Genomic DNA, 24,670 nt, shown 5'->3' with positions numbered 1-24,670 from the left:
TCCGTGCCGAGCCGGCGTCCGCGCCGCTTGCGGCGTGCGCGTACGCGGACTCGCGCCGCGTCTACACTTTACAAGGGCTCCGCCGCCCGGCCGTCCGAATCGGCGCGGAGAATCGGGCCGGCACCGCTCGTGCAAGGAGCGCCCGTGGAACGCCGCCGCGCAACGCGGCCGGCTCCAGGGAGGACACACGAATGAACGCTGATACCCTGAAGGGCCAGTGGAAGCAGCTCCGCGGCCACGTCCAGAAGCAGTGGGGCAAGCTCACCAACGACGACCTCGATCAGGCCGAGGGCGAGGCCGACATCCTCGCCGGCAAGATCCAGGAGCGCTACGGGCGGACGAAGGAAGAGGCCCGCAAGGAGATCGACTCCTGGCTCCAGTCGCAGTGAGAAAGGAGGCGTGCATGCGCTCGTCATCGCTGTCGCGTCTCGCCGTCGCCGGCATCGTGGCGCTCGTCGCGATCGGCTGCGGCGACCGCGAGCCCACCACCACCGCCGCCACCGACACCGCCCGGAACACCCGTGACGCCGGCGGCGGCACCGTCACCCCACTCGACCAATCCGAATCGGCCGCCGATCGCGAGACGACGCGCCGCATTCGCGAGGCGCTGGTCGAGAACGACGCCCTGTCGACCAACGCGAAGAACGTGAAGGTCGTCACCGTCGAAGGTGCCGTCACCGTGCGCGGTCCCGTGAACAGCCCTGCGGAGAAGGCGACCGTGGTCGCGCTCGCGCAGAAGGTCGCGGGTCCCGCCAAGGTCGTCGATCAGCTCGAGGTGGCGGCGCCGTGAGGCGCACGCCGCCCAGGAGGTAGATCCATGGCAAGCTCCGTCGTCTGCATCGCCCGCACCGAGCTCCAGGCCGAGGCCGTCGTGATGGACCTCAAGGCCGCGGGCTTCTCGGGCAACGACATCTCCGTCCTCTTCCCCGACACCAGCACCACGCGCGACTTCGCGCACGAGCAGAACACCAAGGCCCCCGAGGGAGCGGCGGCCGGTGCCGGCACCGGCGGCGTCCTCGGCGGCGCCCTCGGCTGGCTCGCAGGGATCGGGGCGCTCTCCATCCCCGGCCTCGGTCCGTTCATCGCGGCCGGGCCGATCATGGCCGCGCTGAGCGGTGCGGCCGTCGGGGCCACCGTCGGTGGGCTCACGGGCGCGCTCGTCGGGCTCGGCGTCCCCGAGTTCGAGGCGAAGCGCTACGAGGGTAAGATCCAGGACGGCAACATCCTGATCGCCGTCCATACCGAGGACGGCAAGCAGAAGGCGCGCGCGAAGGAGATCTTCGACCGCGCCGGCGCCGAGGACGTCGCGTCGGCGAGCGAAGCCCGCGTCTGACGTCCCTCGTCGTCGCCCCGCCGACGCTGCCGCCCGGCAGCGCGGCGGGGCCGATCGCGCCGCCCGCGCCTGCGCGAACGGCGCCTCCACCCCGGCGACCTCGAAGGGATCGACGACGTCGATCACGAAAACGCCCGCACCGGCCATCGCCCCGCGCGGGCGCAGCCGCACACCGTACGACCCGTCTTCCCCGCCGCCGCGCACGCGCTACAGTGCGCGACGGCACATGACAGCTCCCGACGGCGCCGTCCGCACGAGCCCGATGCGTCCCGTTCCCGTGATGCTCGGCCTGGCCGGCCTGGTGCTCACGTGGTGGCTGTCGGACATCGTCCTCCTCACCTTCCTCGCCATCGTGCTGGCCTGTGCGCTCCAGCCGGTGCACGGCCTGCTGACGCGTCACGGCGTTCCGCGCGGGCCGGCGATCGTCGCGGTCTACGTCGCCGTGCTGCTCCTCGTGCTGGTGGCCGCCGTCGCCGTCGTCCCGATCGTCGTCGACCGCGTCGTCGCCTTCCTCATGGAGCTGCCGCGCCACTACGACGCCGTCCTTGCGGCGCTCCATGAGAGCCGGTTGCGCCTGCTGCGGTTGCTCGGGTCGCGGCTCCCCGCGCTCGACGCCGTCCCCGCGACGATCACCGGCGCGCTGTCGATGGACTCGTTGCGCGGCGTCTTCGGTCTGACGACCGGCGTCCTGGCCGCCGTGTCGCTGGCGGTCGCGACCTTCGCGCTCTCGCTCTACTGGGCGCTCGACGTGCCGCGGGTCGAGCGCCTCGTGCTGTCGCTGGTCCCGGTCGAGCGGCGCGCCGAGGCGCTCTCGGCATGGCACGAGCTGGAGGCGCGTCTCGGCGCCTTCGTCCGCGGCCAGGTGCTGGTGATGATCGCCGTCGGCGTCGCCGCTGCCGCCGGCTACGCGGCGATCGGTCTGCCGGACGCCATCGTGCTCGGCCTGATCGCCGGCGTCTGCGAGGCCATTCCCGTCGTCGGCCCGCTGGTCGCCGCGGTGCCGGCGATCCTCCTCGCGCTGCCGCTCGGCAGCGGCACGGTGCTCGCGGTGACCGCCTGGGCGTCGCTCGTGCAGCTCGTCGAAAGCCACGTGCTGATGCCGCGCGTGATGGCCCACGCCGTCGGCCTCAGCGCTCTCGCTTCGCTGCTCGCCCTGCTCGTCCTGGGCTCGCTGGTCGGGCCCCTCGGCGTGATCGCCGCCATCCCCGCCGCCGTCGCGCTCCAGGTGCTCGTCGAGCGCTCGGTCCTCGGCGACGGGCTCGACGTGCCCGCGAGCGAGCCGGCGACGCTGCGCGGCCTGTGGGCCCGCGCGCGCAGCCTGCGGACGCGGCTGCGCGAGCGGTTGCGGCAGCGCGAGACGCGCATGGGGATCGATCCGGCCTCGCCCGACCACCGCGGCGACGAGCTGGATCAGCGCCTCGAGACCGCCGTCGAGCGCATCGTGCGTCGTCTGGGCGCCGCCCAGGCGACGCTGCGCGCCGCCCCGTCGGCGGAGGCGGCGCGCATCCTCCACGAGCTCGACGCCGCGGTGCGGGAGATCGAGCTGGCGACGGCGCCGCTCGACGCCGCCACCGAGCCGTCGCCACGGCACGCCGAGCGCGTGCACGCCGCCGTCGAGCACGCCGCGGCGGTCCTGCGGCGGCTCGACGACGGCGCATCGACGGCCTGAGGTCAGAACAGGTCGTCGAAGAAATCGCCGACCTTCTTCTCGAGGTCGTCGAGGAAGTCGCCGCCGTCGTCGGCGATGTCCTGGAAGACCGACGGCATCAGGTTCTGGATCTCGTCCGGCGCGAAGAGGCCGAACGGCGCCTCGCCGGCGGGCGCGAAGCGGTTGCGCACGCGCGGATCGCCGTTGGCGATCGCCGCCACGTTGACGCGCGGGATGGCCTCGCCGAAGCGCGCTTCGATCGCGTCGAGAAATGCATTGGCGATGAGGGCGTGGGCCGTGCGCGTCGGATGGACGCCGTCGAGCCCGAAGACGCCGCCCAGGTACTTCGTGGTGAGGACGAGCGTCCCGTCGCCGCGGACGTCGTAGCCCGTGGTCGCGATCCCGTCGAAGAGCGCGAACACGTCGACGCGGGCGACGGGAACGCCGCGCGTCGTCTCGATCTCGTCGAGGGCGGCGGCGATCTCCGCGTTGAAGGCCTGGATCGTGGCGCGGATGCGCGCCCGCTCGTCGGCGTCGAGCACGTCGCCGCACGACGGCGTCGGCAGGGTGGCGGTGTCGAGATCGAGCGGCAGGAGGTCGTCGGCGGCGACGGGCAGGATCGTGCCGTCGCCGCGGCGGCACTGCGTCACCTCGCCGGCGGCGGGGCGCAGCGCCGCGATCTGGGTCACGTCGGGCAGGTTCGCCACCGCCATGGGCGCGCCCGTGTCGGCGAGCGCGTTCAGCAGGCGGCGATACATGACGCCGAACGCCTCCGGCGTCTCGTCGACGGCGTTCGGGTTGGTGGCCGTCGCCATGTCGAGGACGTCGTTGTTGCCGAGCCACACGAGCAGGAAGGTCGGCCCGATGTCGCGGGCGCGGCGCACCTGCGACACGCCTTCGTCGCGCAGCGGCAGGCCGAGGATGGCGAACTTCATGAGGTCGCGGCCGTCGGCGTCGCCGCCGAAGAGCTGGCCGGCCACGTCCCCCGCGTCGACCTGCTCGAACACCGTGGCGACGCTCTCGCCGGGTACGGCGAGGTTGCGCGCCGCGACGCCGGCGTTGGCGCGGAAGCCGATGCCGCTCGACCGGCGCTCGATCTCGCCGGGGTCGAGCCGGCCGTTGCGATTGCGATCGACGATGCGGAACGGCGGCGGGAAGCCCGGCGCCGTCATGGCCGGCTGCTGCAGCTTCACCCCCGCCCGCCGCGCGATCAGGCGCGGTGCGGCGTTGCGCTGTCCCATCGGACCGTTGCGCCGCAGCCCGCCGTCGCCGAAGCCGGCGAGGATGCTGTCGCCGATCACCACGGTCCGGCGCAGCAGCGCCGAGCCGGCGGTCGCCGCGTCCGGCAGGCCGAGGCCGACGCCCGGGCCGGCCACGAGGCCGGCCAGGGCGATGGTGCAGACACGTCGTGCGTTCATGGTGAGACGTCCTTCCCGTCCCTCAATTGGTCTCGACGCGCAGCTCTTCGGTGACGGCACGGACACCCGGGGTGGTGCGCGCCAGGACGGCCGCGCGCAGCCGGTCCTCCGACGACGGCACGGTGCCGGTGAGGCGCGCGACGCCGTTCTTCACGTCGACGTCGACGCCCGCCTTGCCGAGCGCCTCGCTCTGCGCGAGCTTCTGCTCCACGCGCTCCTGGAGCTCCTCGTCCTTCGCGGCGACCTGCTCCTGCCGCTCCTCGGGCACCACCTGGAGCGCGTTCTTCACCGTGCGGACGCCCTCGACCTTCTTCGCGTCCTGCTCGGCCGCCGCCTTGGCCTCGTTCGTCGCCACGATGCCGAAGAGCGTGACCGTGCCGCGCGTGGTGTCGACGTTGATGTCCATGCCCGGCACGCGCTCGTCGGCCAGCAGCCGCAGCTTCACCGCCGAGGTGAGCCACATGTCGCCGACGCCGCCCGTCGTCGCGCCGGCGACGCCGCGCTCCTTCTGGATCTCGGCGTCCCCGAGTCGGTCGGGGCTCTTGATCTCGGTCTCGACGCGGCGGACGCCCGGCACCGCCGACACCGTCTCGAGGGCGTCGAGATGCGCCGTCAGCGTCGGCACCGTGCCGGCGAGCAGCACCACGCCGGCGTTCACCGACTGGACCGAGACGTCGGCGAGCTGTCGGTCGCGCTTCAGCGTCTCGACGACGCTCTCGCGCAGCTTCTCGTCGAGCACCTGCATCGACTCCTGGCGCGACGGCGCGACGACCTGGAGCATGTTGCGCACTTCGCGCACGCCGGCGATCTGCGCGACGGCGTCCTCGGCCTTCGCCTTCTCGGCCTCCGAGTCGACGGTTCCGTGCAGCGTGACCCGGCCGTCGATGGTGTCGACGTTCACGGCCATCGCCGAGACGTCGTCGGCGGTGACGAGGGCGATCTTCGCCTTCGTCGTGATCCACGCATCCGCCGGCGCCGCGGCGCGAACGTCGGGGGTGATGACGAACCACGCGCCCGCGGCGAACGCCGCGAGCGTGAGAGCGATCGACTTGTGCATGCGAGTCTCCTCCACTCCGATGGGATCCCGCAGGCCTACCGCGGGTCTGCGAAGGTTCAGCAGGTTCCGCGCCAACCGCGGCGCCGCCGCCGCAACGCCCGCGTCTCCAAAGGATCCCCGGCGCTGGGCCGAGCCCGCGGGACACCGGCCGCGGGACGAGCGCCTTACAACCTTTCCAGGAGTTACAACGCCGCGGGCGGCGCGCGCCGCACGCGCGTGGCGGCCATGGTGGCATGGCCGTTGCTCCTGCTCACGACGAGACGTCTGCGAAAGGAGAACCCACCATGCTGAGCTGGGCGATCACGTTCTTCATCATCGCGCTCGTCGCCGCCGCGCTGGGCTTCGGCGGCGTCGCCGGCATGTCGGCCGACATCGGCTGGCTCCTGGCGGTGCTCGGGATCGTCGTCCTCGCCATCGGTATCTTCGGGCGTGCGATCGGCGGCCGATCGACACCACTCCCGTAGCGCCCGCTGCCCGTGTCACGGCGCTGCCCCCGCGGCCCCCACCCGACCCTGCGCGGCCCGGGCGCTCGCATCCGCCCGGGCCGCGTCGCACTTCTGCTCCACGTCCTCGTTCTCGTCCTGCCGGCGGCGCACGCGCAGGCGCGCGACGCCGGCGATCCGATCCGCCTCGCCTGGGGCGAGGGCGAGGTGTCGGGCTATTCGGCGATCTACGCATCCGGCGGCAAGGCGCACGTCGGTACCGTCGTCTTCCACCAGACGCGCACGGGCGACGTGATCACCGCAAAGCGCGTGGCCTACTTCGCCGACGGCTCGAGCGACGAGGACGTCGCGGTCGCGCGCGTCGGAACGACGCTGGAGACGCTGCACGGGCGGACCACGATCCGGGACACGCGCGGCAAGCCCACCGTCGATCTGCGCATCGACGTGGCCGGCGACCGCGTCCGCGGCTTCTACACCGACGACGGCGAGCGCGTGGAGATCGACGAGGCCATGGCGCTCCCGCCCGGCACCTACTTCGGGCCCCTCGTCTTCGTGGTCGTGAAGAGCTTCGCGAAGAACGCCGAGGACGGCCGGCTCGTCTTTCGCACCGTGGCGCCGACGCCGAAGCCGCGCGCGCTCGACATGGAGCTGGTCGCCGACGGCGGCGACAGCGTCCGCCGCCCCGGCGTGCGCCTCACCACCCGCGGCTACGCGCTGCGCCCGACGGTGTTCTGGCTGATCGATCCGCTGATCCGGAAGCTCGCCCCCGACACCCACTTCTACGTCGACGACGGCGAGCCGCCCGCGATGGTACGCTACGTGGGACCGCGCAACTACGCCGGGCAGCGCATCGTCGTCGAATGAGCGCGCGCCATCGCGGCCCCGGCCCGGCGTCCGACTCGAGCCAGGCGAGGTGTGCCAGCAGCCGCGGCGGCTGCGGATCGGAATCGACGAGGCCGCTCACGACCGCCGCGTTCGTGTCCACCCGTTCATGTCCACCCCCGGATGACGCCGACCACGGGCAGGTGATCGGACGCGATGCGCGCGAGACGCGAGCCGTGCGCGCGCACGGATTGCAGCGCCACGGCCGGCCGCACGACGACGCGGTCGAGCGCGAAGAGCGGCAGCCGGGCCGGAAAGGAGCGCGCTCCGCCGCAGGCGAAGCCGCGGCGCAGCGCACGCAGCGCGCGGCCCGGGCCGAGCCACTCGTTGAGGTCGCCGAGCAGCACCGTGAGCCCGCCCGGCGCGGGGTCGGCCCCCAGCAGCGCGAGGAGCTGGCGGACCTGGGCGCGCCGCTCGGCGCCCTGGAGCCCGAGGTGGGTCACGAGCGCGCGGCAGCGGCGCCCGACGAGCGACAGGTCGACGTCGAGCGCGCCGCGCGGCTCGCGCCCGGCGCGCGACAGATCGTGACGGCGCACGGCGGCCACGCGATGGCGCGTGAGGAGCGCGTTGCCGCCCGTGCCGGGATGATGCGTGCGGGTCGGAGCCGCGATGGCCGTGTGTCCGGTGTGCGCGGCGATGACGTCGACCACCGCGGGCTCGATCTCCTGGAGGCCGACGACGTCGGCGTCGAGCTCCGCGACCACCCGGGCCACGCGCTCCGGATCGCAGCGGCCGTCACCGCCGCGGCAGCCGTGGACGTTCCACGTCGCCACGACCATGCCGTCAGCCGATCAGCAGGTCGGCGAAGAGCGAGAGCCCGAGGATCCCCGGCAGGAGGCCGAGCGCGGTGCCGGCGAGATACGGCAGGAAGCGCACCTGGAGCGCCCCCGCGACCACGCCGACGACGGTGTACGGCGCCACGGGGACGAGGCGCACGGCGGCCACCCCCGTCGTCCCGGCACGCGCGAGCTGCCGTGCGACGCGCCCGAGCGCCGGGCCGGTGAGCCGCCGCACGGTATCGCGCCACAAGAGCCGGCCGATCGCATACGCCGCCCCGGCGGCGAGCAGGCTCCCGACCAGGGCCAGGGGTGCGCCGAGCGCCGGCCCGAAGAGCAGCACGGTGGCGGCGATGAGCGCGGTCACGGGCACGAGGAACGTCGCCGCGACGACGAAGCCGGCCAGTGCGACCAGCGGCCCGGCGGCGCTCTCGCGCAGCGGCGCCAGCGACGCCGCCAGCGTCGACGGCACGATCGCGTCGTGCAGGCCGGTGGCGTTCCACAGCGCCGCGAGACCGAGCAGCACGGCGAGCACGCCGAGGCCGCGGAGCGCCGTGCGCAGCACCGGCTCGCGCAGGCCCGGCGGCAGCGTCTCGGCGAGGGGCGCGACGTCGGCGACGGGGCGCTCGAGGTCGGGGAACACGGTGGGAGGCAGGGTCTCGTCGAGCCAGCCGGGATCGACGTCGGCGAGCGGCACCAGTGTGCGCGGGCCGCCGCGCAGGCGCTCGATCGCCTGGCCGACCGAGCCCGCGGCGCGCACGGCGTCGGCGAACGCCGCCGGCGCCACGCCGAGATGCTCGCCGAGGAGCCGGTCGCGGAGGCCGACGATCGTCGCACCGATCCGGTGGTCGCCGTGCGACTCGAGCGCGAGGTCGCACTCGGTGTCCATCCCCATCGAGCGGTTGCTGAGGTTCGCCGAGCCGATGCGCAGGAGCGCGTCGTCCGCCATCATCACCTTCGCGTGGACGTTGACGAAGACGGGTCCGTCGGAGCCCGGCACGCAGGGGGCATAGGCGTAGAGGCGTCCGAAGCGATCGGCGGCCCGCAGGCGGCGCACGAGACGCGCCCGCAGCACGCCCATCGTGCCCTCCTCGAGCCATCCCGAGCAGGTCTGCGGCACGACGAGGATCACCTCGGGCCCGTGCGGCTTCGCGAGCGCCGCCGCGAGCGCCTCGCCGAGACCGATCGCCGTGAGGTACTGGTTCTCCACGTAGAGCACCTCGCGCGCGGCCGCGATCGTATCGGCGAACAGCGCCTCGACCTCGCGCACCTCGCGGCGGCCGGCGTAGGCCGGCTCGGTGCGCGCGAGCGCGACGTCGACGTCGGTGAGATCGGCGCGCAGCGCCGGCGGCCAGGCCTCCGAGGGCCGACGCGGCGCCCGCAGGCGCTTCCCGCCCGGTCGCCCGCTGCAGCGCCGCGTGTGAAGGCGCTCCAGCTGCACAGGGGGCCGCCGACGGCGATCTGCACGTCGTGGAACGGAGCGTACGGCGTCCCGTCGGGCCCACGGCGCCGCGGGTCCGCGGCGGCATGCTCCGAGGTGTCCCAGCGCGAGGTGGTGAGATCGAGCCCGCCGACGAAGGCCATGGTGTCGTCGATCACGACGATCTTCTGGTGATGGCAGCCGCCGAGCGGATGCTCGGCGTCGAGCCGGAAGCGCACGCGGCGATGGCGGCGCCAGCCCGAGCGCCAGGTCGGGAGCAGCTCGCGCTCCAGCGCGAACACCAGCGAGAAGTTCCAGTCGAGGACGTGGACGCGCAGGTCGCGCCGCGCCCGGCAGAGCTCGTCGAGGAACTGCCCGAGGCTGCGGCGCTCGGGCTCGGCGGCGGCGGGGAAGAGCGGCGTGCCCTCCTGCACGTCCCAGCCGACGACGAGGATGCTCTCGCGCGCCCGCCGCGCGGCGGCGGCGAAGGCGGCGAAGTAGTCGGCGGCGTCGACCAGGAAGGCGACCCGGTCGGCTCGCTCCACGCACCAGGCGTTGCGTCCGGCAGCCACGATGGCGTCGTCTGCGGCGCGCGTCGCGTGGCGGGACTGCGCGAGCGGTTGCACGGCCATGCGCCGGTCAGCAGGTCGCATGCCATCGGCAACTCCGCGTTTCCGAAGGGCGCCGCGCTGCGCGGCCGGGGCGGCGTGTAGAAACTACATGGCCGCGGTCAGGCGTGCTGCTTGTAGACGTTCAGCCGGTTGTAGAGCGTCTTCAGGCTGATCCCGAGGACCTCGGCGGCCTTCTTCTTGTCGCCCTCGAAGTACTCGAGGGTGGCGAGGATCAGCTGCCGCTCGGCCTCGTCGAGCGAGGTGCCGACGCGGAAGGACGGCGGCGCGCCCGGCGTCGCGGGCGCGCTCGCCGGCATGCCCAGCTCGGGCGAGAGACACTTCGCGTCGATCTCGGCGTCGGCGAGGATGTGCGCGCGGTGCACGACGTTCTTGAGCTCGCGCACGTTGCCGGGCCACTCGTGTCGTTCGAGGCGCGCGAGCGCGGCGGCGCTGAACTGCTTCCGCGCCCCCTCCTGCTCGTTGAGCATCTGCAGGAAATGCTCGGCCAGGCGGACGATGTCGCCCTCGCGGTCGCGCAGCGGCGGCAGGACGATGGGGAAGACGTTCAGGCGGTAGTAGAGATCCTCGCGCAGCCGGCCCTCGCCGACCGCCTGCGTGGGGACGCGGTTCGTCGCCGCCACGACGCGCACGTCGGTCTGCACCGGGTCGTCGCCGCCGATGCGCATGACGCTGCCGGTCTCGAGCACGCGCAGGAGCTTCACCTGGAGCTCGATGGGCATCTCGGTGACCTCGTCGAGGAACAGGGTGCCGCCCGAGGCGCGCTCGAAGTGGCCGCGATGACGTTGCGCGGCGCCGGTGAAGCTGCCGCGCTCGTGGCCGAACAGCTCCGTCTCGATGAGGTTCGGCGACACCGCGCCGCAGTTGATGGCGAGGAACGGCCCGCGCCGGCGCCGGCTGAGCTCGTGGATGGTCTGCGCGACCAGCTCCTTGCCGGTGCCGCTCTCGCCCTGCACCAGCACGGTGGCGTCGGTGGGCGCGACGCGGGCGATCATGTCGTAGACCTGGTGGATGGCCGGCGACGCGCCGATCAGCTGGCCGAGGCGGCCGAGCTTGCGCAGCTCGCCGCGCAGGTTGCCGATCTCGTGCCGCAGGTCGAGCGTGCGCGTGACGTTCTCGAGCACGCTCTTCAGGCGCGGCAGGTCGATGGGCTTCGTCAGGTAGTCGAGCACGCCGAGCCGCATCGCCGTCACCGCCGACTCCACCGTCGCGTGGCCGGTGACGAGGATGATCTCGGGCCGGCGCGGCTGGCCGTCGAGGTCGCGCAGCAGGTCGAGCCCCGAGCCGTCCGGCAGCATGAGGTCGGTGACGATGACGTCGGGCAGGCGCTCGCCGAGCGCGCTGCGCGCCTCGCCCACCGTGCTGGCTCCGCGCGTGGTGAACCCCTCCTGCTCGACGAGCGCGCACAGGGCCTCGAGATGGGGCGGATCGTCGTCGACGAGTAGGGCGTCGGGCATCAGCAGCGCGTCTCCTGGGTGTCGCGAGGCGAAATGTCAACGGTGACCGCGAACCCGCCGCCGGCGGCGACCTCGACCATCGTACCGGCCTCGGCGAGGGCCGCGCGCCACGGCCGCAGCTGCGACGCGAGGTCGCCCGGCGGGCTCGGCCCGGTGACGGTCACGCTACCCCTGCCGCCCGCGGTCGCGGTGGCGACCGTCACCTCGCCGCCCTCGCCGGCCGCTTCGATGGCGGCGAGCACAACGTCGAGGAGCACCTGCCGCACCACCTCGGGCACCGCCGGGCCCTGGGCGACGCCGTCGTGCACGATGAGCCCCACGCGCTGCGCGAGCGCGTAGGGCCGCACGAGGGTGACGAGCGACGCCGTCACCGGCGCCAGCACCGCGTCGCCGCCGCGCGGAACGGCGAGGAAGCCGAGCACGGCGTCGAGCAGGCGCTCGAGGCGCACGCATCCCTCGTGCATCCCCGACGCCCAGCGCCGCGTGCGCTCGCCGGGGGGCGCCGCGTCCGCCTCGAGCGCCTTCACGAGGAGCGTTCCGTGCAGCGTGACGGTGCCGAGCGCGCCGCGCGCGTCGTGCCCGACGGCGCGTACGATCCGCGCCAGACTGCGCAGACGCGCCGCCGCCAGCGCGTCCTCGTCCCACGGCGTGCCGCTCACGCGCACACCCCCGGACCGCACTCGAGGTCCTGCGGCCGCTCCGGCGGGCGCGAGTGGGTCGCGGCGGCGAGCTCGCGGATCGCGCTGCGCAGTCCCTCTTCGACGACCGGGTGATACCAGGGCATGGCGAGGGCCTCCTCGACGGTGCACTCCGCCTGGATCGCCCAGGCGAGGAGATGTGCCAGGTGCTCGGCGTCGGGCACCGCGAGCTCGCCGCCGACCAGGCGCGTGTCGTCGCGGCGGGCCCACACGCGCACGAGGCCGCGGTTGCGCGCCATCACCCGCGCCCGGCCCTGGGTCGCGAAGTCGGCGGCCCCGAAGGCGACGGCGTCGCGGTCGAGGGCGTCGAAGCGCTCGCCCACCATCGCCAGCTGCGGCTCGGTGAAGACGATGGCGAGCGGCGTGCGGCGGCGCGGGCGCTCGAGGTCGGGGAAGCGGGCCGCGTTGCGGCCGGCGATGCGACCGTCGTCGACCGCTTCGTGCAGGATGGCGCGCCCGCCGCCGGCGTCACCGGCGACGAACACCGGGCTGGTGCCGCACTGGCCGGTGCCCGCGTCGTGCAGCGGCACGCCGCGGTCGTCGCAGGCGAGCCCGGTCGCGGCGAGCCCGAGCGCATCGACGTTTGGCCCGCGTCCCGTCGCCGCCAGCACGCGCTCGACGTCGAGCGGCCGGCGTCCCCCCTCTCCGTCGAGCCAGAGCCGGACGCCGTCGCCGCGGGGCTCCGCCGTGACCGTGACGCCGAGCGCGAACGCGAGCTCGGCCCCGAGGGCGTCGCGCGCCGCGGCCGCCACCGCGGGGTCGCGGAGGCCGCCGACCTCGCGCAGCCGATCACAGATCGTCACGCGGACGCCGAGGCGCGCCAACGCCTGGCCGAGCTCGAGGCCGATCGGACCGGCGCCCAGCACCGCCACCGACGACGGCAGGGCGGTCAGCTCGAACACGTCGTCGCTCGTCAGCACGCGCTCACGGACGGGCTCGAGCAGGGCCGGGACCTGCGAGCGCGAGCCGGTGGCGATCACGACCGCGCGGGCGTCGAGGTGGGTGCCGTCCTCGAGCGCGAGCGCCGTCGGGCCGACGAAGCGCGCCCGGCCGCACACCCGTTCGCCCGCCGCCAGGGCGCCGAGGGCCTCGAGGACGCCGGCCACGAAGCGGTCGCGCTCGCGCCGCACGCGTCCGAGCACGGCCGCCGCGTCGACCCGTACGCCGTCCGGCACGCGGATGCCGAACTCCCCGGCACGCGCCACGGCATGCGCCGCCTCGCCCGCCGCCACGAGCAGCTTCGACGGCATGCAGCCGACACGGGCGCAGGTCGTGCCCGACGGGCCTCCGTCGATGAGCACGGCCCGCGCTCCGGCCAGGCGGGCGGCGCGGTGCGCCGCGATCCCGGCGGAGCCCGCACCGATCACGGCGACGTCGCAGGTTCGCGTCACGGCGCCCGGAGCATAGCCGAGCCGGCATCGGGCGGAAGACCGCTTGTACATCCTGCAAGGCCGTGGCGGGGGGCGAGTTGTAGAAAAGACAATTCGGCACGCCGCCAATGCCTTCGGGATTTCACCTGGTTGCGCGTGGAAACGCCGTCACCCGAGCTGGCACGCCGTCTGCACAAGCACTTCGCAACCGCACGGAGGTGACCACACCATGGCGCGACCGAATTCCGATCACGACGAGCAGCTGAACCAGCTTTTCGAGCCCCTGACCATCATGCCCGTGCAGTACTTCACGGCCCTTCGCCGACGGGCGGCCCGCCATGGTGAGAAGCGGCTGATGATCGCCATCCTCGAGGACGCGGTCGCGGTCTACCTCGGCCACCGCGAGCCGACGACGTCCAAGCGCCGCCGTCTGTTCCGCGACACGGAGCGCTGGCTGCGCAGCCGCGACAAGACCTGGGTCTTCTCGTTCGAGCGCATCTGCGAGATGCTCGACCTCGACCCGGCCTGGATCCGCCGCGGGCTGCGCCGTCGCCGCGAGGCGATCACGGGCATGCCGTCGCCGCTGGTGCCGGTGCACCTGCCGCCGTCGCCGTCGCGGCGCCCGGGATTCGGCTTCGCGGATCGTGGGCCGATGGCGGCCGAGGGCGAGCGCCGCGTCGCGGTCGGCTGATCCTTCGATGGCCACCGCCCGGGCCCTGCGCACGTCGGAGCCGGCGCCGAGCGTCGCGGAATCGTTCGACCGCCTCGTCGACGCCGCGCAGGGTCTGGCCACGGATCAGGTCGGGCTGATCCGGCTGGAGATCGAGGCCACGCTCGTGCGGCTGAGCGCCGGCGCGCTCCTCGTCCTGCTCGGGCTCCTGGTCATGATCTCGGGGTGGGTGGCGGCGCTCTGCGGCCTGCACATCCTCCTCTCCCAGTGGATGCACCCGGCCGCGAGTCTGGGGCTGCTGGCGACGACCACTCTCGCCGCCGGCGCCGTGGTCGCCTGGATCGGTAGTCGCCGGCTGCTCGGAAGCTGAGCCATGGCCACGCCGGAGGAACGCGCCGTCCTCGAGCACCGGGTCGCGGAGCACCGCGACGAGCTGCGCACGGCGCTGCACGACCTCGAGCGCGCCGCACGCGCCCGTGTCGACGTCCGCGACGCCGTTCGCGAGCGGCCGGTGCCCTGGCTGGTCGGGGCACTGCTGCTCGGCGCCTGGCTCGGCCGCCCGCGCCGTTGATCCCTTCCCGTTCGCAACCAGAAGGAACGCGCCCATGAACATCGACGACACCACCGAGACCCTCCAGAACGGCCTCGACCAGGCGGCCGAGCAGCTCGAGCGCCTGCGCGGCGAGCTCACGACCTTCGAGGACCGCGCGCGCTCGCTGATCCAGGAGCGGCCGCTCACCTGCCTCCTCGCCGCGCTCGCCGGCGGCTACGTCCTGGCGCGCCTCGCGGCGCCGCGGCGCTGACGTGGCCTCGGCGTCCCGTGCCGGGACGGGCAGCCATCCCCCATCCGTCGCGACGCACCCGCGCCGCGGCCGCGTCGACCGCGATCGCACCGTCGAGGAGATCGAGACGGCCGCGGCCGAGGGCATCGCCTGGCTGCGACGCCAGGTGCGCGCGAACCCCTGGGAGACGGTCGGGGTCGTCGGCGCCGCCGGCTGGCTCCTCGGCGGCGGCCTGACGCCGCGGCTCGTGGGCGTGCTCTTCGCCACCGCAGGCCGGCTCGTGGTCACCGACGTCGTCTCCGCGGCGCTGCGCGGCGCCATGCGTGCCGACGGCTCGGCGACCGGCGGCAACCCCGCCGACGAATGACTCCGTCGTGCCCCGTGGCCGTTCGCCCCGCTGCGGCGTCGAACGCGCCCGCGGCAGACGTCTTCGAAGGGCACGTCGATTGCTCTAGTGTGAGGCCATGACGTTCGATCTTCCCCCGCTCCCCTGGAACCCCGACGCCCTCGAGCCGCACATCTCGGCCACCACCATCAAGCTCCACCACGGCAAGCATCATCGCGGCTACCTCACCAAGCTCGAGAAGGCGATCGGACAGACGCCCAAGGCGCGTCAGGACCTCGAGACGATCGTTCGCACCAGCTCGAACGGCGTCTTCAACAACGCGGCCCAGGCGTGGAACCACGCGTTCTACTGGAAGAGCCTCCAGCCGAACGCGCCGGCCGAGCCGCCGCGCGGCGAGCTGCGCGCGGCCATCGAGACCGGCTTCGGCACGGTCGAGAGCTTCCGCACGAAGCTGCGCGAGGCGGCCATCGGCCACTTCGGCTCCGGTTGGGCCTGGCTCGTGGCCGACCGCGGCGGACGCCTCTCCGTCAGCACCACGCACGACGCCGACACGCCGATCGCGCACGACCAGATCCCGCTCCTCACCATCGACGTGTGGGAGCACGCCTACTACCTCGACTACCAGAACGAGCGCGACCGCTACGTGCAGGCGGCCATCGACCACCTGCTCAACTGGGACTTCGCCGCCGAGAACCTGCGCGGCGCGACCACCGCCGAGCGCCAGACGGCGCAGAGCCGCTAGACGCGCGGCGGTCAGCCCGGGGCGAGGACGAGCGTCACGCGCGTCCCTCGCCCCGGGGCGCTGTCGATCTCCACGCGCCCGCCGTGCCGCTCGGCGACCGAGCGCACGATGGACATGCCGAGGCCGGTACCTTCGCTCTTCGTCGTGAAGAAGAGGTCGAAGGCGCGTGCCTGGGTCTCGGGCTCGAAGCCGTGGCCGGTGTCCTCGACCAGCAGCATCAGGGCGCCGTCGGCGCAGCGCGCACTGCGCAGCGTGAGCGTGCCGCCGGGCTGCATCGCGTCGAGGGCGTTGAGGACGAGGTTCAGCAGTGCGCGCTGGACGTCGCGCGGGTCGAGCGGGAAACGCTCCGCCCCATCGTCGAGCGCCAGGACGACGTTCACCTGGCGCTCCGTCACGCGGTCGTGCGCCAGGGCGAGGCAGTCGTGCACGAGCTCGCTCGGGAGGGTGGGCTCGCGCTGCACGGCGGCCGAGCGACCGAAGGCGGTGATGTCGACCACGAGGCGCGCCAGGCGGTCGATGGCGCGCTCGGCCTTGCGGACGAGATCGAGGCCCGGCTCGTCGGCGGCGGCGCCGAGCCGCTTGCCGAGCAGGGCCAGGAACAGCTTGATCCCGCCGAGCGGGTTGTTGATCTCGTGCGCGACCTGGGTCGCCACGCGGCCGAGCGCGGTGAGGGCGCCGCTGCGTGCGCGCGCCAGCTCGTCGGCGCTCTTCATCGCCACCGCGGCCTGGGCGGCGAACACCCCGAGCACGTCGTGGTCGTCCCCCGTCATCGCGACCCCGGCCGGACGCACGACCACGAGCGCGCCTCGCCGCTTGCCGTCGACGACCAGCGGGACCGCGACCACGCCGGCGTGCGCCGCCTCGGGGGCGGGCTCGCGTCCGGCCTGCACGGCCTCGGCGGCGGCGTACAGATCCGCGTCCGCGACCGGCGCCGCGCCCGCGCTCGCGTGCAGGCTCGGCGTGCCGCCGGCATCGAGGAACACGCAGGCCCGCGACGTCTCCGTCGCCTCGCGCGTCGCCTGGACCACCACCTCCAGCACGGTCTCGGGACGGTTCGCCGAGGCCAGCGACTCGCCGAGCCGGCGCAAGAGCGAGCGATCCCGGGCCCAGCGACGCTGCCGGAGCGCGTGCGCGACCTTGCGCCGCAGCTCGTCGGTGACGAACGGCTTCGTCAGGTAGTCGAACGCCCCCTCCTTCACCGCGTGTACGGCGCCGTCGATCGTGGCGTGCGCGGTCATGATGAGGACGGGCAGGCCCGGCTGGCGCCCGTGCGCCTCGCGCATCAGGGCGAGGCCGTCGATCGGATCCATGCGGAGGTCGAAGAGCGCGAGGTCGAACGGCGCCGCAGCGAGGAGCGGCACCGCCGCCGCGGGATCGCCGACCGCGGTGACGTCGAGGCCCATCGATTCGAGGCGCATCCCCAGCACCTCGAGGATATGCGGATCGTCGTCGACCACGAGGACGCGCCGCGCGCTCATGGCCGTCGCTCCAGCTCGAGATCGAGGCGGCGCATGGCGTCGACCGTCTCGCGCAGCCGCGCCGTCTCCGCGCGCAGCGCGGCGACGTCCTCGTCGCAGCGCTCGCGGTCGCGCAGCACGGCCACGAAACCGCGCGCCGCGGCCGCCTCGGGGCTCTCGGGATACTCCGCCGCGAGCCGCGCGAACACCGCCCGCGCCGCGCGCAGGTCGCGCACCCGGCTCTGCGGGTCGACGCGCAGCACGCCGATCAGCCAGAGCGCCTCGGCCGCTGCGGGTGCCTCCGGCCATCCGTCGACGACCGCGGCGAGCTTGCGCAGCGCCTGGCGGTCGTCGTCGGAGGCGAGCGCGGCGCGGGCGGCACCGAGCGCGCGCTCGGCCTCGGACGGCGGGGGCGGGCTCGGCGGGGCGGGCGGCGCCGCCGGCGGCCGCGGGCATGCGCTGGCGAAGAGCGCGATGCCGAGGAGGACCGTGCCGAGCCGTCTCACGCCGGCCTCCCGTCGCGCGGCAGGCGGACCGTGAAGCAGCTGCCGGCGCCCGGCGCCGACGCCGCCGTGATCGCGCCGCCGTGCGCCTCGACCACGCTCTTCGCGATCGCCAGCCCGAGGCCCGTCCCGCCCTGCGCGCCGGGCGCCTGCACGTAGGGATCGAAGATGCGCGGCAGCGCCTCGGCGTCGATCCCGACCCCGGTGTCGCGCACCGCGATCTCGACGCTGCCCTGCCCGGCGACGCGCGCGAGCACCTCGACGAGGCCGCCCTCGGACGTCGCCTTGACGGCATTGGCGAGCAGGTTCGTCACCACCTCCAGCAATCGTTCCGGATCGCCGTATAGCACGAGGTCCGCGTCGCTGCGCGCGAGGACCCGCACACCCGCGGCGTCCGCTTGCGGCTGGAGCTCCCCGGCCGCACGCTCGACGAGACGCCCGACGTCGACCGCACGCCGATCGAACGGTGCGAGGCCCGCGCGCAGGCGCGAGAGGTCGAGGATACGGTTCACGAGCCGCAGCATGCGCTCGGTGGCGGCCCCGACGATGTCGACGAGACGCTCCTGGCGCGGCGTCAGCGGCCCGGGCACACGCTCGCGCAGGAGCTGCACCGCCTCGCGCACGGCGGTGAGCGGGGTGCGCAGCTCGTGCGAGATGTGCGCGAACAGCTCCTGCTTCAGCCGGTCGAGGTCACCGAGCCGCGTCGCCATCTGCTCGAAGGCACGGGCGAGGTCGCCGATCTCGTCGCGCGAGCGCACGCCCAGTCGGCCGGTGAACGTCCCCGCCGCCACCTCGTCGCTGGCGCGCGCGATCCGGCGCAGGGCCGCGCCCATTCGCAGCGCGAGGATGGCCGCGCTGAGCAGTGCCACGAGGAGGCTCGCGGGGAGCGCGACGGCGATCGTCGTCCAGGTACGGCTCTCGAGCCGGGCGGTGCGCCGCCGCCAGCGGTCGGCCGCGGCGAAGGTCGCGACGGAGAGCTCGTGCAGGGTGCGCTCGACGGCGAGGAGCGGGCGCAGGACGGCCCACGCGGCCGCGGCGTCGACGGCCGGGTCCGCCCGCGCGGGCGGCGGTCCCACCTCCGCCGACGCCTGCGCGGCGAGCGCCTCGCGGAACCGGGCCACGCCGCGATCGGACTTGCGCAGGAGACGCCGCTCCCGCTCCGTCAGCAGGAAGGGCCCGAGCCGATCGATCTCGGCCTCGACGTCGGCCAGCCGGCGATCGCGCAGGGTCGTGTATCCGGGATCGTCGAGGACGGCGGCGCGCCGCTGCGCGCGGATCAGGCTCTGCACGCCCTCCTCGAGCCGCGACTCGAGCCGCATCGCCGGCACCGTGCGGGTGGCGATGGCCTGGTTCGCGATCACCAGCCGATTCACGACGGTGAGGCACCAGGTCGCCACGCCGCCGAGCAGCAGGACCGCGACCGACGCGGCGAAGAAGACCTTGACGGCGAGCCGCATGGCGCACCGCTCGGTCTACACGCCCGCGGGATAGCCGACCAGCCGGCCGTCCCGCTACCAGATCGCGGTGTCGGCCGGCTCGTCGATGACGCGGTTCTCGATGTGACCGAGCTTCTCGATGGCGATGCGCACGACGTCGCCGGCCGCGAGATAACGCTTCTGCGGCCCGCCCACGCCCGCGGGCGTGCCGGTCGAGATCACCGTGCCGGGCTCGAGCGTGCAGACCGTCGAGAGCGTCGCCACCATGTCGAAGCAGGTGAAGATGAACTCGCGCGTGTTCGAGTGCTGGCGGCGCTCCTCGTTGACCCAGGTCGTGATCTCGAGCGCGTGCGGGTCGCCGACCTCGTCGGGCGTGACCAGGAACGGGCCGAGCAGTCCGTGGGTGTCGAACGACTTCCCGAGCGTCCACGTCGGCGCCTTGAACTGCCAGTCGCGCACGCTGACGTCGTCGGCGACGGTGTAGCCCGCGATCACCTCGTGCGCCCGCTCGACCGGCACGTGCCGGCAGCGGCGGCCGATGACGAACGCCAGCTCGGCCTCGAAGTCGAGCTTCGACGAGACCCGCGGCAGGTGGATCGGAGCGTACGGGCCGGTGACGCAGGACGACTGCTTGTTGAAGAAGAGCGGGAACTTCGGACGCTCGAGCCCCGCCTCGGCGATGTGATCGGCGTAGTTGAGGCCGATCGCCAGGAACTCCGGCGGGCGCAGCACCGGCGCATGCAGGTGGACGTCGGCGAGCGGCAGACGTGCGCCGGCGCGCTCGGCCGCGGCGCGGGCGGCGTCGAGCGCCGGCGCCCCCGCCGCCAGGAACGCGCACATCTCCTGCGGCAGCGCGGGCGCGGCGGCCGCCAGGTCGACCAGCTCCTCGCCGACGGCGACGCCGAGACGCGTGCGCCCGTCGTGGCTGAAGGTGGCGAGCTTCACAGGCGCCTCAGCGCGGCGAGCGCTTCCGGGACGTGCTGGGTGGCGCGCAGCTGCGAGTTGAAGACGTGGCGCACGACGCCGTCGCGATCGATGACGAAGGTGACGCGGCCGGGCAGCAGGCCGAGCGTCGCGGGCACGCCGTACGCCTTGCGCACCTGGCCGCCGCGGTCGGTGAGCAGCCGGAACGGCAGCTTGTACTTCTCCGCGAAGCGGGTGTGCGCGTTGGCGTCGTCGGAGCTGACGCCGATCACCTCGGCGCCCGCGGCGGTGAAGTCCTCGTACTGGTCGCGGAAGGCGCACGCCTCCTTCGTGCAGCCCGGGGTGTCGTCCTTCGGATAGAAATAGAGGACGACGGGCTTGCGGCCGCGGAAGTCGGAGAGCCGCACCGTCGCACCCGCACCGTCGGGGAGCGCGAACTCGGGCGCCGCGTCGCCCGGCTTGATGCCCGGCTCGCCGCCGCCGAACAAATCGAGGAGTCCCATGCGGCGTCGCCTAGCACGGAGGCGACGCGGGGCAAACCCGCGCCGTCCTCAGTAGATGCCGAGCGCCAGCCCCGCCGCGAGGGCGTGGCCGAGGTCCTCGGCCGCCGCCACGTCGGCCGGACCGGCGTCCCCGCGGACGATGAGCGGCTCGGCGACCTGGCGCCACTTGTAGCCGCGGGCGATGCGCGCGACCTGCACCGCGGTGTTGCTCCCGTCGTTGCCCGCCTTCACGAGGACGGCGTAGGCCGTGCCGTCGACCCGTCCCTGGGCCGGGTAGAAGGTGCGGTCGAAGAAGTCCTTGATGGCCCCGGCCATGTAGCCGAGGTTCTCGGGGGTCACGACGAGGATCGCGCCGGCGCCGACGAGATCGTCGAGGCCGGCGTCGAAGGCGCGCCGCAGGACCGTCTCCACGCCCTCCTCGCGGCGCGCGCCGCGGAGGGCGGCCTCGGCCAGCGCCTGCGTGCTGCCGCCCTGCGAGTGGAACACGATGAGGAGCCGCTTCACGCAGGCCAGCCGAGCGTGCTCCGGCACGGAACGCAAGACCGGCCCGGCCGCGCGCCGCGACCCGCGCGGCGCATCGGCCGCTCACTGGCCCCGCCGCCCCACCGCGCGTCCGACCAGGCTCGCGACCACGACCGCCAGATAGAGCTGCCCGACGATGGCCTCGAGGCCGGTCACGAGCCGCGCCGGCACGCTCACCGGCACGATGTCGCCGAAGCCCGTCGTGGTGAGCGTCACCGTGCTGAAGTACTGGAAGGTCGACAGGACGACGCCCGGACGCGCCGGGACGCCGCCGAGCGCGACGCCTTGATACGACCCCGGCACGAGGACCTCGAGCAGCGCGTGCACGCGCGTGAAGATCGTGAGGATCATGAGGAATCCGCACAGCGCCCCCAGCACCGCGTCGCGCTCCGCCGTCGTCGGGCGCACGACCTCGCGCAGGACCACGACGAGGATCCAGAGCAGGAACGCGATCGAGACGACGTCCTCTCCCAGGCGGTGGGGCACGTACCCCACCCCCAGCACGCGCAGCTCGAACGCCAGCGCGACGACGCCCATCATGACCGCCACCGCCAGCGTCTCGCGACGCGCGCTGAGGGCGTAGATGCTCGCGACCAACACCGCGACGTGAGCGGCGAGCAGCAGCCCCTCGGCCAGCTCCGAGGAGGCGGCGAGGCCGTTGAGGACGTAGAGCGTGCCGATCGCGGCCAGCAGGAGTGGGAACGACCCCGGCTGGATCTGCGACCGCATCGCGTGCAGGGCGCGGCGCGAGCGGCTCGTCTCGTGGTCGTCGTGCGGGTGGCTGGGCATCGGGCGCGGGCGGGCCGGCCCTGCATAGCAGCGGGCACCCGGGCGATCTTGCCATTTCGTGCCCGCCGCGTGGCGGCGCTCAGGGCTCGACGCGCACGCCGCGCCAGAACGCGACGTAGTCGCGGATGTTCGCCGCCGCCGCCTTCGGCGCCGGATAGTACCAAGCGGCGTCGGGGTTCGTCTCGCCGGCGACCACGACGTCGTAGTAGCTCGCCTCGCCCTTCCAGCCGCAGGTGGTGTGCGTCGCGCTCGGGCGCAGCAGATCGCGCCGGACCGCGTCCGGCGGGAAGTAGTGGTTGCCCTCGACCAGCTCGCAGCGGTCGCTCTCGGCCAGCACCGTGTCCTTCCAGATCGCGCGCGCCATGGCTCCGCTCCTCCTCGCGCCGACCATGCCGTACCGGCGCGTCCTGGCAAGCCGTGCGCCGAGATGCTACCCGCGTCCGATGCAGCGGGCGGTGGAGGCGGGGGCGACATGCCGCGAGGCGTGCCCGGTATGCGACGGGCGCGTCGTCGCGATGCGCGGCAAGCTCGTCTGCGAGCGCTGCCGCGCGGTCGTCGAGACCTGCTGCGACGGCGGCAAGCAAGGCGCCTAGGCGCCGCGTCAGGCCGAGTCGGCGACCGCCGCGCCGCGGCTCTCGGCCTCGGCGACGACGCGCTCCATGGTCGCGAGCAGCTCGCCGGCGCGCAGCGGCTTCGCGACGTACGCGTCCATGCCGGCGGCCAGGCAGCGCTCCGCGTCGCCCTTCATCGCGTGCGCGGTGAGCGCGACGATCGGCGTACGGTCGCCGCGCTCGCGCAGGGCGACGGTGGCCGCGAAGCCGTCGAGGCGCGGCATCTGGACGTCCATCAGCACGACGTCGTAGCGGCGCGCGCCGAGGGCCTCGACGGCCGCGACGCCGTCCTCGACGGCGGTCACGCGGTGTCCGAGCCGCTCGAGCAGCTTCACCGCCACGAGACGGTTCACCGGGTTGTCCTCGGCGAGGAGCACGTCGAACGGACGCTCCGGCGGCTCGAGCGGCGGCGCCGCGGCGGCGAGCGCCGCGGCGGACGACGGCGCCGCGGCCCCGGTCGCCTGCTGGACGGCGCGCAGGAGATCGCCGGACTTCACCGGCTTCGTGAGATACGCGGCGACGCCGAGCTCGCGGGCGCGCTCCGCATCGGGACACAGACCCGCCGAGCTCAGCACGACGAGCGGCGTCGTGGCGAGCGTGGGCTCCGCGCGGATGCGCTCGGCGAGCGTGAGGCCGTCCATCTCCGGCATCTGCACGTCGAGCAGCGCGACCGCGAACGGGCGGCCCGCACCCTGCGCCGCACGCAGCGCGGCCATCGCGGCGGTGCCGCTCTCGACCGCGAGCGGCCGCCCGCGCCAGCCGCTCACCATCGCTTCGAGGATGCGGCGGTTGGTCGCGTTGTCGTCGACGACGAGGATCGGCAGCCCGGAGAGGTCGGCGGCGCTCGTCGGAATCGCCGCCGCGGCGCGGCGATCGAGCCCGAGCCGACACGTGAAGTGGAACGTGCTGCCCTGGCCGAGCGTGCTCTCCACCCACACGCGCCCCTGCATCAAGCCGACGAGCTGGCGGCAGATCGCGAGCCCGAGCCCGGTGCCGCCGAACCGGCGCGTGGTCGAGCCGTCCGCCTGCGTGAACGCCTCGAAGACGCCCTCGAGCCGGTCGGCGGCGATGCCGATCCCGGTGTCGCGCACCGCGAAGTGGAGGAGGACGTGATCGGCGTCGCGCTCGGCGACGCGCACCGAGACGACGACCTCGCCGGCCGCCGTGAACTTGATCGCGTTGCCGACGAGGTTGACGAGCACCTGCCCGAGGCGCACCGGATCCCCGATCACCGCTTCGGGCACGTCGGGCGCGACCTCCGCGATCAGCTCGAGCCCCTTGGCGTGCGCGCGCAGCGCCAGCGTCTTCAGGCGGTCCCCGACGTCGTCGCGCAGCGGGAACGGCAGCGCCTCGAGATCGAGCTTGCCCGCCTCGATCTTCGAGAAGTCGAGGATGTCGTTCAGCAGCGCCAGCAGCGAGTCGGCCGAGGTGCGCGCGATCTCCAGATACTCGCGCTGCTCGGCGGTGAGGCCGGTGCCGAGCACGATGTCGGTCATGCCCATGATGCCGTTCATGGGCGTGCGGATCTCGTGGCTCATGTTGGCGAGGAACTCGCTCTTCGCCCGACTCGCCGCCGTCGCCGCCGCGACCGCATGCTGCGCGTGCCGCGACAGGCGGAAGCCGTAGACCATGACGACGACCACGACGAGCGCCAGCAGCCCGCCGAGGATCCACTCCGCGCCGCGCATCCACTCCGCGAGCGCCGCCTGGTTGGCGAGGTCGCCGCTCTGCTGCTCGCGCGCCGTCGCCTCCAGCGCGTCGAGCGCCGCCGACACCTGCCCGTAGCGGGCGGCGACCATCGCGGCCCGTTGCGCCGCACGCTCCGTCAGTCCGGATCGAAAGTAGGAGAAGACGACGTTGACGCCGTTGACCGCCTCGTTGAGCGCATCGGCGACGCGACCGAGCGCGGCCAGGATCGCGGCGCGCGCCGGCATCGCGAGCCCCTCGGCGTCGCGGCGGGCGGCGGCGAGGGCGGCGTCGAAGCGGTCGAGCGCGACCACGAGGCGTTCGATTTCGCCCTCGACGTCGCGGGAGTCGAAGACGTCGAGCCCCGGCGCGCGCACCGCCGTCGCCGCGCGCCCGAGGTCGGCGTAGCGATCGAGCCGCTCCGACCAGGCGTGGTTGATCCGCACCGACTCGGTGAAGTCGCGGATCAGCCAGTGGCTCAGGACGAAGCTCGCGCCGATCGCGAGCAGGCAGCACACCGCCTGGAGCGCGTAGAGCGCCATCCAGGCCGCGCTGCGCATCCCGCTCG

At 74.0% G+C, this 24,670-nt stretch carries 30 protein-coding genes; 14 read left to right on the top strand and 16 right to left on the bottom strand.

Annotation, left to right across the window (positions count from 1 at the left end):
• Positions 1-191 precede the first annotated feature (191 nt).
• The 4 genes from KIT14_09840 to KIT14_09825 all read left to right on the top strand — a co-directional run bounded on the left by KIT14_09840 (position 192) and on the right by KIT14_09825 (position 3,002).
• The gene (locus KIT14_09840) at positions 192-389 is read left to right on the top strand and encodes a CsbD family protein (protein ID MCW5890842.1); all 198 of its coding nucleotides are present in this window, start codon (positions 192-194) and stop codon (positions 387-389) included.
• Between the two features lie 14 nt (positions 390-403).
• Positions 404-790, top strand: a complete 387-nt coding sequence (locus KIT14_09835) for a BON domain-containing protein (protein ID MCW5890841.1) — start codon at positions 404-406, stop codon at positions 788-790.
• A 27-nt stretch (positions 791-817) separates the two neighbouring features.
• Positions 818-1,333 carry a hypothetical protein gene (locus KIT14_09830; protein MCW5890840.1) on the top strand — a complete coding sequence of 172 codons (516 nt, stop codon included), beginning with the start codon at positions 818-820 and terminating at the stop codon, positions 1,331-1,333.
• A 262-nt stretch (positions 1,334-1,595) separates the two neighbouring features.
• On the top strand, positions 1,596-3,002 hold the full coding sequence (locus KIT14_09825; GenBank protein MCW5890839.1) for an AI-2E family transporter: 1,407 nt from the start codon (positions 1,596-1,598) through the stop codon (positions 3,000-3,002).
• A gap of 2 nt (positions 3,003-3,004) precedes the next feature.
• On the opposite strand, the gene KIT14_09820 is transcribed toward KIT14_09825, so the two are convergent.
• Both KIT14_09820 and KIT14_09815 read right to left on the bottom strand, forming a co-directional pair.
• Entirely contained in the window at positions 3,005-4,399 is a 1,395-nt protein-coding gene (locus KIT14_09820) for a hypothetical protein (GenBank protein ID MCW5890838.1), read from the bottom strand.
• Positions 4,400-4,421: 22 nt separating this feature from the next.
• On the bottom strand, positions 4,422-5,456 hold the full coding sequence (locus tag KIT14_09815) for a BON domain-containing protein (protein MCW5890837.1): 1,035 nt from the start codon (positions 5,454-5,456) through the stop codon (positions 4,422-4,424).
• Positions 5,457-5,740: 284 nt separating this feature from the next.
• Between KIT14_09815 and KIT14_09810 the strand changes: the two genes are divergently transcribed.
• A complete protein-coding gene (locus tag KIT14_09810) occupies positions 5,741-5,920 on the top strand; it encodes a DUF1328 domain-containing protein (GenBank protein MCW5890836.1) in 180 nt (59 codons plus the stop codon).
• Positions 5,921-5,932: 12 nt separating this feature from the next.
• Complete coding sequence (locus tag KIT14_09805) at positions 5,933-6,763, top strand: hypothetical protein (protein MCW5890835.1); 831 nt, start codon at positions 5,933-5,935, stop codon at positions 6,761-6,763.
• 125 nt (positions 6,764-6,888) lie between these two features.
• On the opposite strand, the gene KIT14_09800 is transcribed toward KIT14_09805, so the two are convergent.
• A complete protein-coding gene (locus tag KIT14_09800) occupies positions 6,889-7,560 on the bottom strand; it encodes an endonuclease/exonuclease/phosphatase family protein (GenBank protein ID MCW5890834.1) in 672 nt (223 codons plus the stop codon).
• Positions 7,561-7,564: 4 nt separating this feature from the next.
• On the bottom strand, positions 7,565-8,827 hold the full coding sequence (locus KIT14_09795; protein MCW5890833.1) for a VTT domain-containing protein: 1,263 nt from the start codon (positions 8,825-8,827) through the stop codon (positions 7,565-7,567).
• Positions 8,828-9,084: 257 nt separating this feature from the next.
• On the opposite strand from KIT14_09795, the gene KIT14_09790 reads away from it, so the two are divergent.
• Positions 9,085-9,690, top strand: coding sequence for a hypothetical protein (locus tag KIT14_09790; GenBank protein ID MCW5890832.1), 606 nt, complete (start codon positions 9,085-9,087; stop codon positions 9,688-9,690).
• 17 nt (positions 9,691-9,707) lie between these two features.
• On the opposite strand, the gene KIT14_09785 is transcribed toward KIT14_09790, so the two are convergent.
• The 3 genes from KIT14_09785 to KIT14_09775 are packed head-to-tail and all read right to left on the bottom strand — an operon-like array spanning position 9,708 to position 13,203.
• Positions 9,708-11,063, bottom strand: coding sequence for a sigma-54-dependent Fis family transcriptional regulator (locus KIT14_09785; protein MCW5890831.1), 1,356 nt, complete (start codon positions 11,061-11,063; stop codon positions 9,708-9,710).
• Positions 11,063-11,722, bottom strand: coding sequence for a hypothetical protein (locus tag KIT14_09780; GenBank protein ID MCW5890830.1), 660 nt, complete (start codon positions 11,720-11,722; stop codon positions 11,063-11,065). The genes KIT14_09785 and KIT14_09780 overlap by 1 nt, the downstream gene beginning before the upstream one ends.
• The gene (locus KIT14_09775) at positions 11,719-13,203 is read right to left on the bottom strand and encodes a dihydrolipoyl dehydrogenase (GenBank protein MCW5890829.1); all 1,485 of its coding nucleotides are present in this window, start codon (positions 13,201-13,203) and stop codon (positions 11,719-11,721) included. The genes KIT14_09780 and KIT14_09775 overlap by 4 nt, the downstream gene beginning before the upstream one ends.
• Before the next feature lie 157 nt (positions 13,204-13,360).
• On the opposite strand from KIT14_09775, the gene KIT14_09770 reads away from it, so the two are divergent.
• The 6 genes from KIT14_09770 (at position 13,361) to KIT14_09745 (ending at position 15,671) form a co-directional block, all read left to right on the top strand.
• On the top strand, positions 13,361-13,822 hold the full coding sequence (locus KIT14_09770; GenBank protein ID MCW5890828.1) for a hypothetical protein: 462 nt from the start codon (positions 13,361-13,363) through the stop codon (positions 13,820-13,822).
• 7 nt (positions 13,823-13,829) lie between these two features.
• Positions 13,830-14,171, top strand: a complete 342-nt coding sequence (locus tag KIT14_09765; protein ID MCW5890827.1) for a phage holin family protein — start codon at positions 13,830-13,832, stop codon at positions 14,169-14,171.
• A 3-nt stretch (positions 14,172-14,174) separates the two neighbouring features.
• Positions 14,175-14,372, top strand: coding sequence for a hypothetical protein (locus tag KIT14_09760; protein MCW5890826.1), 198 nt, complete (start codon positions 14,175-14,177; stop codon positions 14,370-14,372).
• Positions 14,373-14,406: 34 nt separating this feature from the next.
• Positions 14,407-14,604 carry a hypothetical protein gene (locus tag KIT14_09755; GenBank protein MCW5890825.1) on the top strand — a complete coding sequence of 66 codons (198 nt, stop codon included), beginning with the start codon at positions 14,407-14,409 and terminating at the stop codon, positions 14,602-14,604.
• Position 14,605: 1 nt separating this feature from the next.
• The gene (locus KIT14_09750; GenBank protein ID MCW5890824.1) at positions 14,606-14,950 is read left to right on the top strand and encodes a hypothetical protein; all 345 of its coding nucleotides are present in this window, start codon (positions 14,606-14,608) and stop codon (positions 14,948-14,950) included.
• Positions 14,951-15,047: 97 nt separating this feature from the next.
• Positions 15,048-15,671 (top strand): superoxide dismutase, encoded by a 624-nt coding sequence (locus KIT14_09745; protein MCW5890823.1) that lies wholly within the window; start codon positions 15,048-15,050, stop codon positions 15,669-15,671.
• A gap of 11 nt (positions 15,672-15,682) precedes the next feature.
• On the opposite strand, the gene KIT14_09740 is transcribed toward KIT14_09745, so the two are convergent.
• From KIT14_09740 to KIT14_09705, 8 genes are all read right to left on the bottom strand, one after another.
• Entirely contained in the window at positions 15,683-17,149 is a 1,467-nt protein-coding gene (locus KIT14_09740) for a response regulator (GenBank protein ID MCW5890822.1), read from the bottom strand.
• A complete protein-coding gene (locus tag KIT14_09735; protein ID MCW5890821.1) occupies positions 17,146-17,634 on the bottom strand; it encodes a hypothetical protein in 489 nt (162 codons plus the stop codon). Before KIT14_09735 ends, KIT14_09740 begins: the two co-directional genes overlap by 4 nt.
• Positions 17,631-19,088: a HAMP domain-containing histidine kinase gene (locus KIT14_09730; GenBank protein MCW5890820.1), complete on the bottom strand. Its 1,458-nt coding sequence runs from the start codon at positions 19,086-19,088 to the stop codon at positions 17,631-17,633. Before KIT14_09730 ends, KIT14_09735 begins: the two co-directional genes overlap by 4 nt.
• A 54-nt stretch (positions 19,089-19,142) precedes the next feature.
• Positions 19,143-20,012 carry a fumarylacetoacetate hydrolase family protein gene (locus KIT14_09725; GenBank protein MCW5890819.1) on the bottom strand — a complete coding sequence of 290 codons (870 nt, stop codon included), beginning with the start codon at positions 20,010-20,012 and terminating at the stop codon, positions 19,143-19,145.
• Positions 20,009-20,494: a peroxiredoxin gene (locus tag KIT14_09720; protein ID MCW5890818.1), complete on the bottom strand. Its 486-nt coding sequence runs from the start codon at positions 20,492-20,494 to the stop codon at positions 20,009-20,011. The genes KIT14_09725 and KIT14_09720 overlap by 4 nt, the downstream gene beginning before the upstream one ends.
• A 48-nt stretch (positions 20,495-20,542) precedes the next feature.
• On the bottom strand, positions 20,543-21,007 hold the full coding sequence (locus KIT14_09715) for a flavodoxin family protein (protein ID MCW5890817.1): 465 nt from the start codon (positions 21,005-21,007) through the stop codon (positions 20,543-20,545).
• A 72-nt stretch (positions 21,008-21,079) separates the two neighbouring features.
• Positions 21,080-21,805 carry a two pore domain potassium channel family protein gene (locus tag KIT14_09710; GenBank protein ID MCW5890816.1) on the bottom strand — a complete coding sequence of 242 codons (726 nt, stop codon included), beginning with the start codon at positions 21,803-21,805 and terminating at the stop codon, positions 21,080-21,082.
• 79 nt (positions 21,806-21,884) lie between these two features.
• Complete coding sequence (locus KIT14_09705; protein MCW5890815.1) at positions 21,885-22,169, bottom strand: DUF427 domain-containing protein; 285 nt, start codon at positions 22,167-22,169, stop codon at positions 21,885-21,887.
• Between KIT14_09705 and KIT14_09700 the strand changes: the two genes are divergently transcribed.
• Positions 22,168-22,398 carry a hypothetical protein gene (locus KIT14_09700; protein MCW5890814.1) on the top strand — a complete coding sequence of 77 codons (231 nt, stop codon included), beginning with the start codon at positions 22,168-22,170 and terminating at the stop codon, positions 22,396-22,398. The genes KIT14_09705 and KIT14_09700 overlap by 2 nt on opposite strands.
• An 8-nt stretch (positions 22,399-22,406) precedes the next feature.
• On the opposite strand, the gene KIT14_09695 is transcribed toward KIT14_09700, so the two are convergent.
• The gene (locus KIT14_09695; protein MCW5890813.1) at positions 22,407-24,662 is read right to left on the bottom strand and encodes a response regulator; all 2,256 of its coding nucleotides are present in this window, start codon (positions 24,660-24,662) and stop codon (positions 22,407-22,409) included.
• Positions 24,663-24,670: the final 8 nt, after the last annotated feature.

It is taken from the genome of bacterium (assembly GCA_026129405.1).
GTDB lineage: Bacteria > Desulfobacterota > Binatia > DP-6 > DP-6 > JAHCID01.
Note: the sequence above shows the minus strand (reverse complement) of the source record. Positions and strands in the feature narration are given on the sequence as shown.